This is a genomic window from Paenibacillus sp. CCS19 (genome assembly GCF_033239625.1).
Lineage (GTDB): Bacteria > Bacillota > Bacilli > Paenibacillales > Paenibacillaceae > Paenibacillus_T.
The window spans coordinates 98,329-116,987 of sequence record NZ_BTCK01000011.1 but is presented as its reverse complement, the minus strand read 5'-3'; the positions used below and the strand labels follow the sequence as shown (position 1 = coordinate 116,987).

The window sequence follows — 18,659 nt, the reverse complement described above, 5'->3', positions numbered from 1 at the left end:
ATTATGATATCAATCGTTCAGGTACTGCTTGAAACTTATCCAAACAACCCCTCACCTGAATGTTATTTCCCCAAATATAAAACTTCCAATGCTCACCTTCTCTAGAGTTCACTAGCTGAATGTCGGGAGTTATCATTTTTCGCAGTTCTTTGAAGTCTACATAATAGACGTTTCCATCCTCCAAACGAACTGCTAAAACAGCTATGTCTGCATCATCCAAAAGCTCGACCTGTTTAATTGTCAGGTCGAACCAACCCTTACCAATTGTATGGATTTTGGAATATGGTGTGCAAACAACAATCCGTTTTTCACCGCTCACTCCCTGATACATAATTTGCTTCCCCTTGATCGTAGAGAGGGAACATCCATACTTTTGTTTCAACTTGTTAACTACGATTTTCTTGTCAGGAGATGACATTTCAAAATCCTCCATATGTCGTATTTTTCCACATCATACCATATGATCTTGCAGCCTGCAGATGATTTTGAAGGGCTAACAACATGCTGTTAACCGAGTCGCGGCTAAACGTGGTTGCACTATTAAAAGAAAAAGCTGTCAAAGGGATCGACAGCCGAAGAAACATCTATAACAAAAGAAATAGCTGCCGAATTTCTCGGCGAATCGGAAGCAATCTAAATTGTGACTAACCAAATCCTATGCTTATCCTGCAGGATTTCTTTTTCCTTACGGTAAATTGTCCTGAAGTAATTCAGACGCAGGTGACCTTCTAACAGGTGATAAGGTTTTCCCATATCAGGATGAGTAGTGTTTTGAAATACAATTATCGGTGCATTCCATGTCTTGTGCTTTAATATGTACTTCTGCAACCAAGTTTTATCATGTCGTTCGTAAATCTGATACCCAAAAGAATCGATCGTTTCATCGTCATATGATTTTATATTGTCGTAGATCTCATCCTTTGACCAAAGCTCTTCTTTGAAGAACATTTTTTCAAAGCCTAGAAATGCGTAGTCATCAATATCTGCATAATGTCTGTAGACCCAATTTTCCAATGCACATTCAGGAAAATTCGGAAGCAAAGGCGCCGCGCGCTTTTTATACTCTTCGAAGGGTTCTTTCTCAAAAGAGCCATCACCAATTGGTTTCAGGCTCAAAATAAAATCATGGCTCATAAAATCGCCCCAAACTGAATACGTCTAACTTCAATTTCATGTCTTCGCTCAGCAAGAATCTGCTCGATAGCTGCATCTTTCTGTACTAGAGAAAGACCTTTCTGCTGTTTACGTTGTCGGGTTCCGTTGATATCGAATAACTTGTACTTAGCTTTCTGCTCTGGATAGACAACATACGCAACAGGATCAGCGGTTGGCGTTAGTCCCATACGACTTAATCTACTCTGAGTAAATAAGTGGTCCGGTACTTCCTCGGGTAGATAATGTAATATCTCATTACTAGTCATTTGCATCTCCCTTACTAAAGTGGATTTGAATATCTTGCTCCAATTGCTCTGAAAACGACTTACCCCACAGATAACGATCCTTATCACGAAGCGATAGACCAACTGGTTCGGTTAGCTCAACCTTACTTTTATAAGCTAAATATCCTGTCCAAATGACTTCAAAGTTAACCTTATGATTCAAACTATGAAAGTCATTCAACTGATCACAAACTCTAACGTCATACACTGTAAAGTCATTTGGATATAAAACGGATAGAATTGCAGAAGCCATCGGGAGTCGGAACTTCCAGTCAGAGATCAATATCCGTAATTTAGCCTTGTGATCTGGGGTTTTACCGATACTCTCTGTAAGATGCCTAACTGCGTCGTCGAGACTTTTATATTGATCACTTTTCAATAGGTTCTTTGCTACCTTTGACTTCGCACGATTGGCTTTCCAAATAATAATGAAAAAGAAGTCATATGCGTTTAGGTATCCCTGGGTTGCAAAACGCTTCTGAACTACGTCAAAGATGTATGCTTCCTGATTGTATTGCTCTAAATAGTCCATTGAAATCCCTACAACTCATTTCTTGTCATTATTAACTCTGCGATTCTGTTACTTAATAAACACAATGTATACCTTGTTTAATTCCAAAGCGTCTTCTTCTTTATATAGTGATACTTTATCCTTCAGGTCAGCCGAAAGGTTCTTGATCAGGTGCTGCGCGGCGAGTAGTGTATGGTCACCAAAATCATAGATCACCAAGAACTTGAACGCTTCATCCGGATTGATCGACTTCACTTTGGTCTTACCTTCAAGTAAACCATAGATGTCCTTTATCAGACCCGTTTTCTGTTGAGCACCAAACTTAAAGCCGTTATTAATCGGCTTGTTACATTTTATCTCAGCTATAACATTGATATCTCCTGTGACCACAAGGTCATATCCATTGTCGCTTGGCTTGGTGTTTAATACTTGATCCAAATAGACTTGATAATTTTCTCTGACGTAAGGGAAGCGTTCACTAACCCATTCAATGAAGTGGATCGTCGTTCTGTAGGTTATGATATTGTGGATGTCCTTGAGTGTGGTCTTAATGTCTTCAAAGTCTTCAACCGACAATTTTGAATAGTAGTCATCGGGATTGCCGGTTATTTTGTCCGCGACGAATCGGTTAAACCGCGCCTTTAGTTCGGACTCGCGGTTATAAGGATCGCTCATATTTACCCCCATCTGGATCGGAACTCCAAGAGCATCTGATTCAACACTTTGCCCGTTTTCAAACGCTCTACAATATGATCCCGATGATGTTCTGTATCTGCATCAACCGAGAAATGATCATCAAGAGCATTCAGTTTATTGATAAAGTCATCCTTGTGATGGTGGACATATTCTAAGAAAGTATCCTTCTCAAGTTCATCATTAAACAACAGAACGACCTCGAAAAATCGGCTTCGGGCGTAGGCTTCTTCCTGATCTTCTTCATTGTAAAGAAACTCGTTCAGCTTAAACGATGCGCTATCCTTCGTGAAATATTTAAGTGCATAATCCGCATGCACCTTGTGTTCTCGAAATTTGAGGAACGCCCACTCAGGAGCAGGTGTGCTGTACCTGCCACCATCAAGTACGACAATCAAGTCATTATATAACTGTGTGCCAAAGTATTTGATGCTGAGCTTTTGATAACTTGTAGATGAATTCATCAATGCATACGAGTAGAACTCAGGTATGCGCCTATCATATTCGTCATCTTCATCACCTATAGTGATCGTGAACTCAGGGTTATAGACGTTGTAATAGCCGCCGTCATCACTTTTCCATTCACTCTTATTTTCAAGTCGCTTAATGACTTGTTCAAATGGAGATCTGGTTAATAGGAATCGTTTCTTCCACAGATACTCGACATTATTAATATCCGCACTTCTATTAATGTCCGTATTGGTGTCGCCCACCCTTGTGTAGATGTGATTAGCACGAACTCTTCTTCCTTGATCCTGATAATCTTCGGTTAGATAATACGGAGTGTCAGTACTGTTCTTAATGACCAACACATCAACCTCCAAGCCGGAGATCATTAAGTTACGTACTTCGACTCTAGGTCGAATACCTGAAACGAACTTCTTATCCTTTAACAAATCGATCATCTGTTGCTGAGTCTTTCGATTTTCATCGTCCTTAACCCCAACGACCTCGTATGTCCCGTCTACTACTCCAAATATAATGTATGCGTCTCTGTCTACACGATTATTCGCCATACAAATAATGTCGTGTAACAGATTAGCCGAATTACTATGATACTTCACTTTGAAGTCCCAATAATCGTCTTCACGTTTAGAGTCGATTAGCATCAGTATTTCTTCTCTAAGTTCAAACATCATCATTTCACCTTGGCTTTCCTTGCCCCAGGCACGAAATCATTTCGACACCATCTGACAAAGTTATTGGAGTGGAGAAGATACGTCTTTGCTGTCTTCTCCTCAAGAATACCTTCACGTTGTTTTTCGAAAACCTCATTCTCATACTGCTCGAACAATATCTCTAACTGCTTTATAAACTCGGAAGAAGCCTTCATTGTTTCGAACCCCCTCGGAACAAGTAATAAGCTCATTATACTTATTTGGAATCATTTGTATAGATAAGGCATTGTTGTGATTCACTGTTGTGTTTGGAGTTTATGGGTCGATGATTGTGATTAGGGAAATATCGCTTTTTGTTCATCCGCTACTAGGAGTATCCTTCACGAAAGAAAAGCTGCCGATTTTAGCGGCAGCTCCTTAGCAATTTCTTTATAAATTACCCTTTTCGCTAAACTTAAATTGAGAATCGATCCACTCCTTGACCATTGTCTTGGACCTGAAAAAGGTCTGAGCAATCTCTAAAAGGTCAGAGAGCATAATGTTATCTGCTCGTATTAAGTGAGTACGGAAAGTTGCATCTGTAATTCGTTTACCTGTGGTTAGTGTTGAGTTCAAGCGTTCTTGAATACTACTCTCCATGTAAATATTCACAGCTAGATCCAAATGGTTAAGTTTAACCTGATCGAAATGAGTGTCATAAGAGTCTAAAGCATCCAAATGAATCATTCGACCGATTAACATACCGTCCCCAATTGCTTCTTCGGATAGTTCTTCTAGCGACATACTGAAGTGTCTAGTCTCTCCTTCATTCTTCATATTGGCAACGATCTGAAGCTTCCGAATGCCCATGGTATGATATTCCCACCATTGCTGTCGCTTCCACTCATCTCCACCTATCTCCTCAACTGAATATAGTGGTAAGAACAACTCAGTTCCCTCATGTTGGTTAGGATGAATTAACAATCGTTCTATCCAATACGGATTAGGTGGCTGAATGAACTCTTCTTCAAGAATCAATGGTGGCTGAGTTTTGGAGATATGATACGGATCTAGCCTGATGTATAAATTCTCTGTGCCGTATTTTTGCATCAAGTAAAACGGAACCATAGCATTTAAATAACTATCCAAAAACAGATATGAATCTTTGTATTTACAAGTTCTATATTTAGGCATATTGGGAAACGGTTTATACTTAACTGCATCCAACCGTATCAATTCTAGGTCAGGAATTCCACTTGTCTTCTTGCGTAATTTTTCATATAACTCAGGATGTTCGCGAAAGAGTGGCTGTGTTGGGTGATACTTCTCAAAAGATTTAATCCGATGATAAACACAACTTGCTTTTGAAATCTCAAACGTCATAGCAGATAATGTCATTAGTTCATCTTCTTTATACTCCGGGAAATAATTGCCGATGAAATGAACTAGCCTACCATCTTGGGGTGAGAGATACTGTTTTCTTATCGAAACCAACTTCATTATGTTTTCTTGCTCATATAATAATGCTTCTTTAAGAAATTCAACTGCATCTAGTAAATCCAACTTTCTACTTTCCGCGATATCTTTAATACTCTGTTCATAGACTTCTAACTCATCCATACTGCGCCCCCTCTCCCAACGAAACCGTCACAGTCAATGTCTACCCCTTCAGTGTTACCATAGCTGTGCCGACTGGACTGACCTTATCAGAATCGATAATCGGTAAGTTCAGTTCTTTTAAGAATCTTGATCGTCCACATGGCTTATCTTGTATTGTCTTAGGAAAGGTCACATACAACTTCTGTTTGGCTCTGGTTACAGCGACATACATTAGTCTTCGTTCTTCTTCCACAGTTGTCGGTGGTTCAGCTTTCTCTTTGCACGATTGAACATCCACATCTTTAAGCTCTTCTGCATACTTTGAAGGTAGACCGCCATCGTTACATCCAATGACAAATACATTTTCAAATGCTAACCCTTTGCTCCCGTGAATTGTCAAGAAATACAGGGCATTGTACTTTTCGTCATGGTACTTCTTCAGATTTTCCTTCATTTCATCCTTACGCCGTTTCATCCTCTCATGAAAACCGAGTAAATCAGTCCAAGTACTGTATTTTTCGAGTTCCTTTAGAATCCATTCCTTTTCCTCATCAGTAACATTATCCTTAACTCTAGGAAGAGCTACGAATTGCTCGGCAACTTCCTTCATGTTAACCGGCTTTTCTTGCTTCATATTAACAAGAAGGGTTAGGTACTGTTTTATTGGGAGCGTGTCCTTGGTTTTAGACTTTTCAATGACTAGCGCACAAGCCTCGCGAATAACGTCGGATAAAGTAGCGATGTCTAAGGTTTGATACCACTGTTCTATGGCATGCTTACTGACGAAATAATGTCCCAGTGCGTTGGTCAAAATAGACCTCCACAACTGAAGCTTGTTACCCCTAGAAGCCATCAGCTCCTGCCACATGCTAAATACATTATTAAAATCCTGAATAGAAAAGATACCCATAACATCATCCATTTTCTCGATGACATACGGAACCCCTTTAACATCTAGAGCTTGGAACATACTCTGAAGCTGCCTTCTTGATCTATAGAGAACTGTCGATTTTGTATAGTTGATAGGCTCAACTTTGCCCTCCAATACGAAGGGCTCAAGCTTACCGATCTCCTGGGATCTCGACAGAATCCAGTGAGCTTCTTCTTTGGTATCTGGACACGCTACAATAATCGCTTCTCCATCATCTTTATGGAATGCATCCATCGACTTGGGTATGCGATCATGCTTGTTCTCAGAGATAACCCAGTTACCAGCATCTACAATCTTCCGCTTCGAGCGATAGTTCCTCATCAATCTTATCTCATGGGTGATGTAGATTTTTGGAAAATCCTTAATATAGCTTGGATCTGACCCCCTAAAAGCATAGATCGACTGGTCATCGTCTCCCACTATGATCAATTTCGAAGCACTTGTTGGGGGACAAATTAGTTTGACCGTTTCCATCTGTAAAGGATTGATATCTTGGAACTCATCAATGAAGATATAGTCGTACCTGTTCTGGACGAACTCTCTTGCTTCTGGATACTGAAGCAATGCATCATACAAGTTAATTAGGAAATCATCATATACAACAATCTCGTTGTCCTTTCTTATCTGATTCATCTCGTTAATCATTAAATTGAACCGGACACTAACAGGGACATCTTCCTTATCATCGATTACGCTGTCAAAATGCTTCTCGATATAATCAGTCATTTGGTCAACTGAGAACCCCATATTAATCCAGAAACTTATACGTTCAAAAATCGTCTTTTCATTTTCCTTGTCAAGCTTAAATAGTCTATATTTATTGATCAACTTACGCAGCTCTTTTTTATACTCAAATTCACCCTCATCAGCGTTTCCACCTTGAATCCCTATTGATGAATAAGCAGGATTCTGTTTCTTTAACTGATTGAACAAGCTTATGAATGTGCCATGAAAAGTGCTGACATTGACCTTTGAATTTTCTACCCCAAGGAAGAGATTAACTCGTCCTTCCATCTCTTCTTTAGCCTTGCGAGTAAATGTCATCATACAAATCCGATTAGGGTTAACCTTTTTCATTTGAATGAGATAAGCAACCTTAGCACAAATCGTTTCAGTCTTACCGGAACCAGCACCTGCAATAATTTGAAGATGCTTCTCCATATCATATCGGATGGCTTCAACCTGATTTTCATTAAACGGGTTACCCTTAATCTTTTCAGCAATTTCAAAGAAGCTGCTGTCCCAATCCGTGATCGCGACCGGATTGTCAGATTGGGGAACTTCTAAGATTTCACCGAATCTCGACTTATAAAAAGCATGCTCACTTTCTATTTTATGAAGCTTCTGTTGCAATGCTTTATTGCTATTGCGAGTCGCTATCAGTTGCGTCGAGAGTTCTCCATGGCTATCCGATAGATCAGAGTACTCTTCCTGAAGTTTCTTATAATCGGAATCCTTCCGATAGAAGCTTTGTTCAAGCGATTTATATTTTGACATCAACTCGGAATTTAAGTGTTGCATTTTCTCGATAGCTTTCCTCGCCGCGGCGAAATCATCACTAACTTTGTCAAGCTTTGATGCTATAGTAGACTTCTCATAATTAGCTTTATCCAGCCTACTACGGATATGAGTAAGCTCTTCTAACAGTTTGTCTTTGCCGGTTAGCTTATCAACTAAGTTCTTCAATACTTTTGAATCCTCCAATACTTTTCTGGTTGGTTATTACTTCGAGGTGTGACTTTTGGAATAGTGCAACCATCTTGTAAATATTCACCAATGGGAGTCTTTTCCCCTGCTTTTTGTAAACAATAATCGACAAAACTCATGCTTAAAGTAGTAATCATCATGAAGCAAAGAAAAAAAATACGGCTACCCCATCTTAGGGCGACCGCATCTTCAATGTTTGGTTACATTCTCAGTTTTTGAGGGGAAGTTGCTCTGATAGAACCCCTCAATTTCACGGTGCAAATCCTTCAGACACTCGTGTTGGAAGGCGCTTATACAGTGGGAGCCGTACGGCGACATATTCCTTGATTGCAGGGAGCAACTCCTTGAAACGGGCAATATCTTTCGGTGATTGATCGAAAAGCTCATCATATATCTTATCGCAAATATACAGAACTTCGGTAAAGTCGAACCCCTCATTGGAGCGCAAGTCGTTATCTTCTAAACGGAGCAATCGGCTGAACCACCAACTGACCCGATCGGCAAGGGAAGCGTATATCGTGTTGGCGTAGGGCGTGGCTTCAATATCATAATCGTAGTCCCTGAACAACTTGTCCAACATGTAGTAATAAATCCTGCTGGACTTTGGCGTAGTTCTGTATTGCATACCGTGTTCTAGTGTCATAATGTCCACAGGATCGTTGTAAATTTGTGGATAAAAAACCTCAGGGATTCTTCGTGAGTCGAGAATACTGATCCTCCGGTTGAATATAGCTTCTAATTTTTCCTGTAATTCAAAGGCGGCATCCCACTCGTATGGAATGCTTGGGTCGAAAACGGCAAGGAAGTCAATGTCGCTCTCGGGCTTCTCGGTTCGATTGAGGACAGAGCCGTAAAGCTTCAACTGCTTTACCGCGTGCGCCGCGGCGATGGACATTATTTCAGATCGACAAGCAATGATTGTATCAATGACGTTCATATTGACCAACTCCTTCAAATTAGTCCATTTCTTCGAATGGATCGAAGCTTCTGTTGCCTACCCATACTCGAGCAAACTGCATTAACTCGTCATTTTCGGGTGGGCAGTGACGGTGGACGTAATCCCTTACTTTCAGGAACAACTGCTTAAAACGAGCAACATCTTTCGGCGATTCGTTCAAAGGGTCTTCCAGCTTATCACAGAGGTATAAAACCTCGACAAAATCGAACCCCTCATAGGATCGAAGGTCGTTGTCTTCAAGCAGGAGCAATCTACTGAACCACCAACTAATCCTTTTGGCTAGATACCTATATAAACTGCCTCTATTCTCCGGCTCAAATATATGTTCGTGTTTCTTAGGATCATGGTATTTAAGGTAATGATCGAGCATGACGAAGTAAAGTAAGCTTGTCTTCGGGATTATGTCATACCGCTTACTGGCTTCTAATTGCATGATATCGACAGCGTCGGTTGGCTTGAAGGTTTCAGGTATGTCACTCCAATTGATTACCGTTACCTTCCGGTTGAAGATAGTTTCTAAATCATATTGAACGTCTAAATGTGCACCCCATTCGTATTTTAGTGGATTGAATACCGCTATGAAGTCGATGTTTGAGTCAGGTTTCTCGGTTCGAGCGAGAACAGAGCCGAAAAGCTTCAAAGAGGTGACCCCATGACAAGAAACGATCTCCATGAGCTTATTACGGTTCTCAATGATACTGTCGATGACGTTTACGATCATAAAAGAACCCTCCCCCACTTCATAATTGGATGGTGCGAATCTTGGCTCCCGTCTTCTCGTCGGGATACCCCAAGGCATTGTTTACTAGGCGACAACCTTCTTGGTGGTAGTAGTCCGCGTGAGTGTGAGTGTGACCATAGCACCAAACCTTCCCCTTCGCCCGACTCAATAAGTGGAAACCGTCAAAGTAATAGAAGGTCGATACCGGATCGTTCAAGTTCCTTGTCGGCATGTTGGAAGCATCGGGACTGACATGAGTGACGATGACCTGGGATTGGTCGAAGATACTCTCCAGCTTCTCAAGTTCCTTATTGAAGTGGTACTGCAGGGTACTCAGGGTAAACCTCGGGAGGATTAGGTTGGCATCATTCATGGAGCGTTGCCAGATCTCCAATAGGTAAGGCTCGGAAAAGCCCATCGCTACCCCAAATGAAAAGTCGTGCCACATTCCAGCTCCACCGTAGGTGATACCATCAATGGTTACGGTTGAGCCGTCTAGGATATAGATACTTTCAATTTGCGTGGCTAACTGCTTCATTTTGTTGATGCGATTTGCTGATCGATAATTGGACCTCCATCTGGTAGAACTTGAAGTTAGATAGTAGTCGTGGTTTCCAAAAACGATCAAAACGCTCCGGTAATAGCGCTTGAAGCTTTTAAGGAGAAGCTCGTTCTGGCTGTTCTTATGACCAAGATCACCGGCTATGACCAATACCTTGGATGGGTTGGTCGGGTGGTCGGTCGGGATTAGACTGTCTACAAAGAGATCGATTTGTGATTGGATGTTGTTTGAGTTGACCCAAAAATCTAAGTGAAGATCAGAAATTAGGTCAAATGAAGAAGAAGCTGCCATAAATAATACCCCCGCGCTTTTTCGATTTGTTGTATTCTACCGTAAAAGCAGGGGTAACTGAACCCCGTGTAGGATTATTTTACCTTGATGGCTTCCCTGTCGCGGCAATGGAAACATAGTTTTTCAACTCTTCTTGAGTAACGGGGAATAAAACATACTCTGAGTGGACTTCTCTTATTTCCTTCCCGCGAGATCTGCGATTTACCCGCTTAATAATAGTTACTTTTCGAGTCTGTGGGTCATAATACCCCATGAAGTTCTTATACTTTTGGGTCAATGGCTTGCTTTCAGCTTGGGCTTTACTTGTCTGAACCCTTGTTTTGGGATAAGATGGAGCAATGCATTCATTACTGACACTACCCCGATCAGGGCTAGAATCGCTAATCCAAGGAGTGTTTACCAAACTTGTCTCAGTGACTATTCTTTCGAGTCCTTCTCGAACTTGGTGGATACTCTCTTTAAGAAACTGCTTATACCTGCTAAAACGGAAAGAACCTGTTCCAATACCATCATCACCTTCGCTTGGACCGTTATAGGGGCTTGCACTTCCTATAAATCGTCTCTGGCGATAACTGTTAAAGTAGATGTGAAAAACAGGTCTAGTGGTTGGGTGGGCGGGTGAAATATCGTGCGGCGTGAAGCTAACTCCTGTTTTTCTTGAAGGTGCGATTCGAAGTTCTAGACTAACCCATTCTACGATCTCAACTACCCCCGATTAAAGGAAAAACTGCTGAGGTTATCAGCAGCTTGATCGACTTCAATATTCTTCAAAGCTAATTACCGTAGTTTAGACCTTTTACTTCTCTTAGAACACCTTTTGTCCAATAATCGTCTGACCACACGAAGTCAGGTTTAGCAATGTCATCAACAAAATACTTCTGAGCCCATGTACGGAAGCCGCCACTCCCATTGCGCTCAATCAAGTACGAAAAGAGTGAACGACTTCCAAGCGGTGGAGCAATGGAACCATTCTGAGAATCAACTATTTTCGACAGTCTCCTAACGCCATTAAAATAATCTAATACGCAAGCTACAGATTCCTTCCGCGACATATGGTATGCCAGCTTCAACCAGTTACTGGCTGCACTTATCCTCTTAGTTACCTCATCCTCAACAATTTCTTTGGTAAAGGCAACCTCGAAGAAAGATTTGTACTCTTCCCTAAAGTAAATATAATCTTTACCTTGAACATGCCCAAAATATTTATTGTAGAACTCATCTGATACATTTAAATTCCTATACACTAGCCGTCCCATTGCCGTTGCGAAGACATGCACTTCCCCATGAAACTTATCTCGCAAAGCTCCATTTTCTATACGAGCTAACTTTTTTAGCTCTTGCTTATAGTAGTCCATCATCTTGAACAGGGGTAGGGTAGGAATCAACTGGTCAATATTCTCGACTACCAATGCACTTATCTTGTTGTCGCCTTCAAGATTAGCTTCAGAGCTGGCTTCTCGCTTGGCTTTTGACCTGGCTTCAATTTTATCTTCAACTAAGGCTTTAAGCGCTCCTTCAAATTTCTCGGAATACGTGCTACCCACAAGGTCAGGGAACAAGACATCAAACCTGTTCGCTTCAAATGCTTCCTCATACCCCCTATTTATCAGAGCACGATACTTTTGGAACTCTTTTGGCAAACGGATCTGCTCGTTGAACATTTCTAGGTAAACCGCATAATCGCTGTTACCAGAGATGAATTTGGCACACCCCTCAACGGCATCGACTCGTCCGACATCAAGTCCCGACCAATCCACTTTCCGATCATTAACATAAAAGATGTGATCCCAGATACCCTCGGTTCGTAGCAACCACTCAATTACCTGTTCCCTCTCATCACTATTCTGAGAAAAATCTGCCTTAAACTCTAATAGACGTTTCTGAACATCGTCAAGCAGAGCCTTTTCAGCTTCCAACCTCGAATATTTAAGATCTTGATCGAGAGATACTCTATCCTTACAGAAATCGAATAACTCACTAAGATTCTCATCGGCTATTACAGGGGCGATATTAATCGATTCTTCACTGAGCGCCTCCGCTCCCACACTCACTTCTACAACGGATTCAGACTCAACTGCTCCCGTTACAATTGAAAGAGCTTCCCATGCGGTAAGGTGATCATAAAGCTCGCTGACCCCTTGCGCCTCAAGTGAATCGGAAAGTCGAGTAAGATACCTCTCAGAATCACTTTTCATTGTCGTATACCGCTTTAAAATGTCAATCGACAAGATCGTATTCCTTGATGGCAGATAACTCAACAAGGAGCCAAGGCTTGTATTGATAGCATAGAAGAAGTTGAGCGTGCTTGTATCATAATAGTTTTTCGCACCCACAAGGAAACAGTTGTAGATCGCATCGCTCTTACTGTTTAAACGGTCGATACGCCCGTAACGCTGCTCAAGTGCTGATGGGTAAGCAGAGACATGGTAATTTACAATATGATTATACCCCGGTAGATTAATGCCTTGCTCCGCTATTTGATACGTCAAGATCAGAACGGTGGGTAGATTATCTTGTCTTGAGAAGTCCGTCAGTTCTCTTGGATTACGACCAGTAACCACATAGTAAGTCGGCTTGTCGGGAAGCGCAATGTTAGAATTCACGAAACCCGCTTCTTCAAGATGACCCCCTATGAGATCAGCTTCTTTTAATACGTATCTGGTGAACACTACAAAGCGGTTAGTATCAGACTTGTCATATTGGGCTTTCAAATTCTTTACTAGTACTTCATTCTTGTTGCTACGCGAGTTGTACTCCCAAATTAAGGACTCGTATCGCTTAACATTTGTTTTAACATACCCCTCGGTCTCAAGGGATTTAATCGTATCTTTGAAATAACGAGTAACTGGAAACTTCACATCGAACTGGCTGCAGATCAACTCCTCAGGCTGCTTACCAATTGTCTGAAGTTGATCGATCCAGCTTGTATCAACTTGCTTCTTAAGCAAGGCTGTGGCTATTCGCGGATAGACCTGTAAATCATAAACACCTTGCTTTATCGGTGTAGCAGTTAGAAATACCACTTTCTTAGCCGTAATGTTATTGGTCAGATTCTGATAACGCTGAGTCCATCCGCTCAAGAACAAGTGCGCTTCATCAATAATTACGAGTCCATATTTTCTCGGAACCTTGAATTTGGAATGGTGGTTATTAACGACCCGAACCCTATTTTCATACCCCATTTCCTCGAAGGGAAGCTTATCGAACCAGTCACTAAGAAACTGACCTCTAGGTTTAATATCACTGCTCCGAGCTAAAGCATTTGTCGTTATTACCAAGACATCTTCACCTGGGTTATGCTCCAGAAAATCAAGTGCCATGATACCGCTACTTATTGTCTTACCGCTACCCACTTCATCAAATATGTAAACTGCATCATTACCATGATTGTTTAATCTTTCGGTGTTAGCAAACTGAAGCGGATATAAAACCACTTCATCCGGATCAAGCTGATTAATCCACTTCTTTTCGACAGCTAAAGTCACAATGAATTCCTCCGAGCGCATAGTTGTATGGGTCAAAATGAGTAAGTCGCTCCAGTGTTGCTCAAAAGAACGCATGGGAACGGCAAAAGCTCTTCAATACCCCAAATTACTTCATAATTCTACAACTGACTTCATTTGTCCTGCCCTGAACAAACAAAAGCACCAAGTGCCCCGTTCTTAGGGTTCTTGGTGCTTTTCTCGGAACGTGTGGTTACTGCCGCGGCGGTTGTTCGCCAATGTGAATACTCCCGAGCGTATTCAACCATCGTTTCGGTGAGTGCGAGCTACATCTCCGGTGTTTTTGAATCATTCCTCAAGTAAAGAGAACCACCCAGTTTATGAGCGGCTCTCCTGTTATATATAACTATCGCATCCGTTAGTAATCTTACTCACCAACCATGCCGTCACCATCACGATCATCCATATATTTGTATAACCAGTGGTCACTCGTTATAGGCATCTTGAAGCCTGCCGCTTTTGCTTCTTTAATCGTTACTTTTCCATTTCCATTTGTATCAACCTTCGAAAGATCACCCTCTGTGTTTGTACTGCTCGGCTTGGAAGTATCATCACCTGTCAAACCAAGCGATGCATTTACCTCATCAGGGTTCAGGTTATCAAATTTATCGACAATAACGTTACCTTTTATCGTGTAGGTATACTGATAACTTGACGGTATCTGCGTTTCGGTGTTCGAGTAGGTGATAATCGCTTCAAAATTACTAGCTCCACCTGCTTTACGAATCGCATCTTCCATATAAGCTTGATCACCATGTCGGTTGAGCGTGCTATCTTGCGGGGTAATATTATAAGCATTCGATACCCCTCCAAGGGAATCAGCAATAACATGCCCTTCATCTAGCACATCACTTTCGACACCTGGAACCTTCGCCTCATCAGCGCAATATCTACCAGACGAAGAGACAGACTCGTTACTGTCATCTTGTAGAATGAGTTTGTCGGCAATGACTCGTACTAACTGCCCATGTTCGTTTGTAAATGCCCAGTACTCACGATCCCCGTAACCTACATCCACTACGACATTAGGTTCACGATGCCCAGACAAGTCACAATTTTTCACTTCAATACGTTTGTATCCTGAGAAGAGTACGTTATCTGGTTGAGTTGGTGTTTCCTCAGCTGCTGGTTCATTAACAACCGTCAGGGGAGGTTCAACTGCTTTTGTCTCTTCAACGACCTCGGAAACTGTTCCTTCAAGTTCTTTATCAACTGTGGTTACTTCCTGTGGAGTATCTTCTACATTTGTAACAGCTAAATTCTCTGCATTGGAACAGCCAACCATCAAGACGATCATTAGCAGTCCGATTAAATAGTTCATTTTCTTTTTCATTTTAGGACTCTCCTATAATCGTTTCAAACTTGTTCATATTGAAAACGACGACTTTAAGTTATCTTGTTCTATGATCTTATCATAAAAGACTAATAGCCTATTTAATTATTTTACCCGTTAGAGCTCAGCAGGTCTCCGATGGCGGGAGCCATCGGAGAATTGGTTCATTTTTTCCGGATGGGTGGCTCACTACTCACCGGAATGAAGGCTATTTTTAGTCCGAATTATTCACTACTGTCCATGAAATCAAGTAAATACTTATAGAACTGAACCCCATCTATTACCCCTACTAAATACAGCCATTCCCTTTCGAGCGTGTTACGGTTATTGAATACATCTTCCCATTCTAAGATGCTGCGAAACGCTTCCGAACCGAGATCCTGTTTCAACTTTACTTCGATTTCAGCTTGCTTCTCTCGTAAGGCGGGTACCTTTTTCGACCAATGAAGCAGCTCTCGCCAGCTCATTGAAACGCTGATCGATTAGGTTCTTGAACGACTCTGACCATTAGTCCTGCGACATTTTACCTTCACCTCGCTAAGCAGTTTGAATGATGATAACTTGCTCGGGAGGGGTACGCAAGTCGATTCGAGGGCGAGGAAATCAGGTTCTGAGGTTGGGTGAACGGGTGAATTATCGTGCGGCATGAAGTTAACTGCTAGTTTTTCCATTTGGTTCGTCACAAGGATTAACACATAGGCTGACCAAGCACCTTTGAAATCCTTATATCACGATTCCTTAACCGTTCTCTCACATCTTCTTTAGTACCTGTCATACCCTGATTTAAGCAAAAATCTATAGGCAACTTGTGTACTATTTCATTCTCAAGATTTCCGGCTATCAGAGGGTAATCAATAAAATTACACTCAGGACAAGGACGCACATATATTCTCGTGGTGTCTAACGCCCTAAAGCAATCTATCTCTAGTGAATACACCGAGAAATCCATAGCGAGTTGATCCAATGGAACTTGTCTACCCCAATGTGCCTTTATTCTTCCTTTAATATCGTGACTTATCCCGATATATGCTTGGCAATAATCGTCTAGCACCATGATGTAGAAACCTTTGACCCCATCAATAGAATTAAGGTCAGTAACCTTATCAAAGGTATACGAAGCTACTAACCTTTGCAATTCTACATCAAACTCATCCCAAGACAGAGTTTTGAAGTACTTCATATTAAGATCGAAGTTCATCATTGCCTTCTCGTACTTATGTTCTAAGTCTTCAAAGTGAGGAGAGGTAATATCCTTACTCCTAAATTTTATATAGTTATCTGCGGTTAAACTAAAACCACCTTCTTTATTGCGTAACTTTAAACCGAGATGTGTGGTCATTTATACTACGTCCTCCTAGCTTGTCCCTGCGGGAGCCACCTCTGTTTGATTCCTTGAATTGATAAGACGGTAAATTATCAAAAGCAATGAAGAAAGGGGCTGATTTTGTCAGCACCTTAAAGCAATTACCCCCACATTTCTAAATGAATCAAATATTGAGGACAGTACGCAACTTGCCGAGATTGACCTTCTTGTGATCAACAGAATCAATATTCCTCTGAATGATATTTACCAACCTGTCTGTAACTTTTTCAAGGTTATAGTCAATCGATTCTACCGTTCCGTCAGGAGATTCGCTATCTTCATCATATCGAACCCCACCATAGTATACTTCTACTTCACCATAAGCATCTCGAGCATCATTTATGTAAAGTTCTACCCAAAGATGGTCTGAATCATCATTCCTTGGGTCTAGTTCCCCTTCTACAGAAAGGCTAATGGTGTTTTCACGCAGATCATTAAATTTGACTAGTATGCCTAGTTCAAAATGATCCTTTTTGTCGATGCTATCTCGTAATGACTCTATGTCATCAACTGAAAGCAAATTGTCATCCACAAATTCCAGAACTGCTTCGCGTACCTCATCATCGCTAAAGCCACTTTCATAACTAATTTGTAAGAAAGGGGAGTTGGTGTTATACGCCTGAATCCTAGCCCTCAAATTAGCAATGGGTTCTGCATTGAGGTCATCTTCAAACTGAGAATACTCATCTAAAGCATCTTCAATCAATACCTCTAGTGAAGAAATGGAAGAATCAATTGCATTAATTAAAGCTTGAACTTCATCACTTTCGCCAATGCTTTCAAAGTAAGCATCTGCCGAGGACAAAGATGATAATCCTGCTGATTCTCTCTCCATGTCATACCAATGCTCACGTGCGGCATCAATCATTTCTCTTCTTTCATCCTCAGCCTCTTCAATCAATTGTTGCATGATATTAGCCTCAGTAGCTTCATCAGCAAAGTCCTCTATCAGAGTCTTGGTGTAAAGTGACCGATAATTAAAAGCCTGAAGCAAGTTATTCTGCCTTAATTGCTCTTCAATGTGAGGATGAATTATTACTCTATCAGTCTTACTATTTCCTTTGGAGAAGTCTTTGTGATTCCGTGTAATGAAGTAGATTTTGTCATCATCATTTATAGCTACAAAGTCACGAATATTAATCAATGTTTCAATAATCATCGCATCTGCCCAAGATTCCTTATCCTCTATATGAAACGGACATTGCTTATACAGCTTTCGTCTCTGTACTTTACTTAACAAATCTCCATTTTCCTCAATAGTAATTACATTTCTATAATGCATTAACCCCGTTATTTTAGTAGTCGCATCGGATATGTAGCGTTCTTCATTCCTTCTAAACTCGTCAACCATATTTCCAAGCGCTTGACTAAGTGGTCTAATCTTCTCATTGTACTTCTCGATCTCTTCAACGTGATTAATCCAGTAGACGTTTTCAATTGATTTCCTTGCTTCCTGCACTAAATCCCCAACATTCTTGACTTCGCTTGCAATATGCCTTTTAACCTCTGCTTCGATAATGGCAGGAACTAATATCTTTACTTGGTTGTGATCCAGTAACATCTTTAGCTGCTCATAGGAGTCAGCAGAGTGTGATGCGTTTCGAGAAACAATCATGTCGATATAGATGTTAGTGTCGAGAAACAAATACTTCATTGTGGTAGCTCCTTTTGCCATTCCAGCTTATAGTCATCTTCGTTTCATCACATTCGTTAAAGGTTCCTATATACCCATTTAGATACCCCACTATTACTCTTCAACAGAAAATGCAGGTATTGAGAACTATTCGACATTTGCCAACATTATCCTTCTCACCCAGTTGCGATCACAAAGTGAATCAAGTGCTATAAAATCAGACTTTAGCCAATACAAGTGTGGGCAATTATCATCGGTATGAAAAAGGTGCTTATTTTGTCAGCACCTTCGTGAGTGACCGATCCTCAATACTCACAA

Annotated in this window: 15 protein-coding genes; all 15 read right to left on the bottom strand. The window is 41.1% G+C overall.

Features of this window, described 5'->3' with window-relative positions; all coding sequences use genetic code 11:
• Position 1: 1 nt before the first annotated feature.
• A complete protein-coding gene (locus tag SBI19_RS10620) occupies positions 2 to 418 on the bottom strand; it encodes a hypothetical protein (protein ID WP_317967806.1) in 417 nt (138 codons plus the stop codon).
• A 215-nt stretch (positions 419 to 633) separates the two neighbouring features.
• Positions 634 to 1,134 carry a hypothetical protein gene (locus SBI19_RS10615; protein ID WP_317967804.1) on the bottom strand — a complete coding sequence of 167 codons (501 nt, stop codon included), beginning with the start codon at positions 1,132 to 1,134 and terminating at the stop codon, positions 634 to 636.
• Entirely contained in the window at positions 1,131 to 1,421 is a 291-nt protein-coding gene (locus SBI19_RS10610; RefSeq protein WP_317967802.1) for a hypothetical protein, read from the bottom strand. The genes SBI19_RS10615 and SBI19_RS10610 overlap by 4 nt, the downstream gene beginning before the upstream one ends.
• The gene (locus SBI19_RS10605; protein ID WP_317967800.1) at positions 1,414 to 1,971 is read right to left on the bottom strand and encodes a hypothetical protein; all 558 of its coding nucleotides are present in this window, start codon (positions 1,969 to 1,971) and stop codon (positions 1,414 to 1,416) included. Before SBI19_RS10605 ends, SBI19_RS10610 begins: the two co-directional genes overlap by 8 nt.
• A gap of 48 nt (positions 1,972 to 2,019) precedes the next feature.
• Positions 2,020 to 2,625: a hypothetical protein gene (locus SBI19_RS10600; protein WP_317967798.1), complete on the bottom strand. Its 606-nt coding sequence runs from the start codon at positions 2,623 to 2,625 to the stop codon at positions 2,020 to 2,022.
• Positions 2,626 to 2,627: 2 nt separating this feature from the next.
• Positions 2,628 to 3,785, bottom strand: coding sequence for an ATP-binding protein (locus SBI19_RS10595; protein ID WP_317967796.1), 1,158 nt, complete (start codon positions 3,783 to 3,785; stop codon positions 2,628 to 2,630).
• A 405-nt stretch (positions 3,786 to 4,190) separates the two neighbouring features.
• Positions 4,191 to 5,360 carry a hypothetical protein gene (locus SBI19_RS10590; protein ID WP_317967794.1) on the bottom strand — a complete coding sequence of 390 codons (1,170 nt, stop codon included), beginning with the start codon at positions 5,358 to 5,360 and terminating at the stop codon, positions 4,191 to 4,193.
• 40 nt (positions 5,361 to 5,400) lie between these two features.
• Positions 5,401 to 7,956 carry a UvrD-helicase domain-containing protein gene (locus tag SBI19_RS10585; RefSeq protein ID WP_317967792.1) on the bottom strand — a complete coding sequence of 852 codons (2,556 nt, stop codon included), beginning with the start codon at positions 7,954 to 7,956 and terminating at the stop codon, positions 5,401 to 5,403.
• A 271-nt stretch (positions 7,957 to 8,227) separates the two neighbouring features.
• Positions 8,228 to 8,914: a nucleotidyltransferase family protein gene (locus SBI19_RS10580; RefSeq protein ID WP_317967790.1), complete on the bottom strand. Its 687-nt coding sequence runs from the start codon at positions 8,912 to 8,914 to the stop codon at positions 8,228 to 8,230.
• Between the two features lie 19 nt (positions 8,915 to 8,933).
• Complete coding sequence (locus SBI19_RS10575; RefSeq protein WP_317967788.1) at positions 8,934 to 9,656, bottom strand: nucleotidyltransferase family protein; 723 nt, start codon at positions 9,654 to 9,656, stop codon at positions 8,934 to 8,936.
• Positions 9,657 to 9,675: 19 nt separating this feature from the next.
• Positions 9,676 to 10,509: a metallophosphoesterase gene (locus SBI19_RS10570; RefSeq protein ID WP_317967786.1), complete on the bottom strand. Its 834-nt coding sequence runs from the start codon at positions 10,507 to 10,509 to the stop codon at positions 9,676 to 9,678.
• Positions 10,510 to 11,282: 773 nt separating this feature from the next.
• Entirely contained in the window at positions 11,283 to 13,994 is a 2,712-nt protein-coding gene (locus SBI19_RS10565) for a DEAD/DEAH box helicase (protein ID WP_317967784.1), read from the bottom strand.
• A gap of 385 nt (positions 13,995 to 14,379) precedes the next feature.
• A complete protein-coding gene (locus SBI19_RS10560) occupies positions 14,380 to 15,345 on the bottom strand; it encodes a DNA/RNA non-specific endonuclease (protein WP_317967782.1) in 966 nt (321 codons plus the stop codon).
• 688 nt (positions 15,346 to 16,033) lie between these two features.
• Positions 16,034 to 16,684 (bottom strand): hypothetical protein, encoded by a 651-nt coding sequence (locus tag SBI19_RS10555; RefSeq protein ID WP_317967780.1) that lies wholly within the window; start codon positions 16,682 to 16,684, stop codon positions 16,034 to 16,036.
• A gap of 148 nt (positions 16,685 to 16,832) precedes the next feature.
• Positions 16,833 to 18,362 carry a PIN domain-containing protein gene (locus SBI19_RS10550; RefSeq protein ID WP_317967778.1) on the bottom strand — a complete coding sequence of 510 codons (1,530 nt, stop codon included), beginning with the start codon at positions 18,360 to 18,362 and terminating at the stop codon, positions 16,833 to 16,835.
• Between the last annotated feature and the right edge of the window lie 297 nt (positions 18,363 to 18,659).

What these genes read in the sequence shown, in the direction of transcription:
- SBI19_RS10620 (WP_317967806.1), bottom strand. Translation starts at nt 418, where the DNA reads ATGTCATCTCCTGACAAGAAAATCGTAGTTAACAAGTTGAAACAAAAG.
- SBI19_RS10590 (WP_317967794.1), bottom strand. Translation starts at nt 5,360, where the DNA reads ATGGATGAGTTAGAAGTCTATGAACAGAGTATTAAAGATATCGCGGAA.
- SBI19_RS10580 (WP_317967790.1), bottom strand. Translation starts at nt 8,914, where the DNA reads ATGAACGTCATTGATACAATCATTGCTTGTCGATCTGAAATAATGTCC.
- SBI19_RS10610 (WP_317967802.1), bottom strand. Translation starts at nt 1,421, where the DNA reads ATGACTAGTAATGAGATATTACATTATCTACCCGAGGAAGTACCGGAC.
- SBI19_RS10575 (WP_317967788.1), bottom strand. Translation starts at nt 9,656, where the DNA reads ATGATCGTAAACGTCATCGACAGTATCATTGAGAACCGTAATAAGCTC.
- SBI19_RS10600 (WP_317967798.1), bottom strand. Translation starts at nt 2,625, where the DNA reads ATGAGCGATCCTTATAACCGCGAGTCCGAACTAAAGGCGCGGTTTAAC.
- SBI19_RS10605 (WP_317967800.1), bottom strand. Translation starts at nt 1,971, where the DNA reads ATGGACTATTTAGAGCAATACAATCAGGAAGCATACATCTTTGACGTA.
- SBI19_RS10555 (WP_317967780.1), bottom strand. Translation starts at nt 16,684, where the DNA reads ATGACCACACATCTCGGTTTAAAGTTACGCAATAAAGAAGGTGGTTTT.
- SBI19_RS10550 (WP_317967778.1), bottom strand. Translation starts at nt 18,362, where the DNA reads ATGAAGTATTTGTTTCTCGACACTAACATCTATATCGACATGATTGTT.
- SBI19_RS10615 (WP_317967804.1), bottom strand. Translation starts at nt 1,134, where the DNA reads ATGAGCCATGATTTTATTTTGAGCCTGAAACCAATTGGTGATGGCTCT.
- SBI19_RS10595 (WP_317967796.1), bottom strand. Translation starts at nt 3,785, where the DNA reads ATGATGATGTTTGAACTTAGAGAAGAAATACTGATGCTAATCGACTCT.
- SBI19_RS10560 (WP_317967782.1), bottom strand. Translation starts at nt 15,345, where the DNA reads ATGAAAAAGAAAATGAACTATTTAATCGGACTGCTAATGATCGTCTTG.
- SBI19_RS10570 (WP_317967786.1), bottom strand. Translation starts at nt 10,509, where the DNA reads ATGGCAGCTTCTTCTTCATTTGACCTAATTTCTGATCTTCACTTAGAT.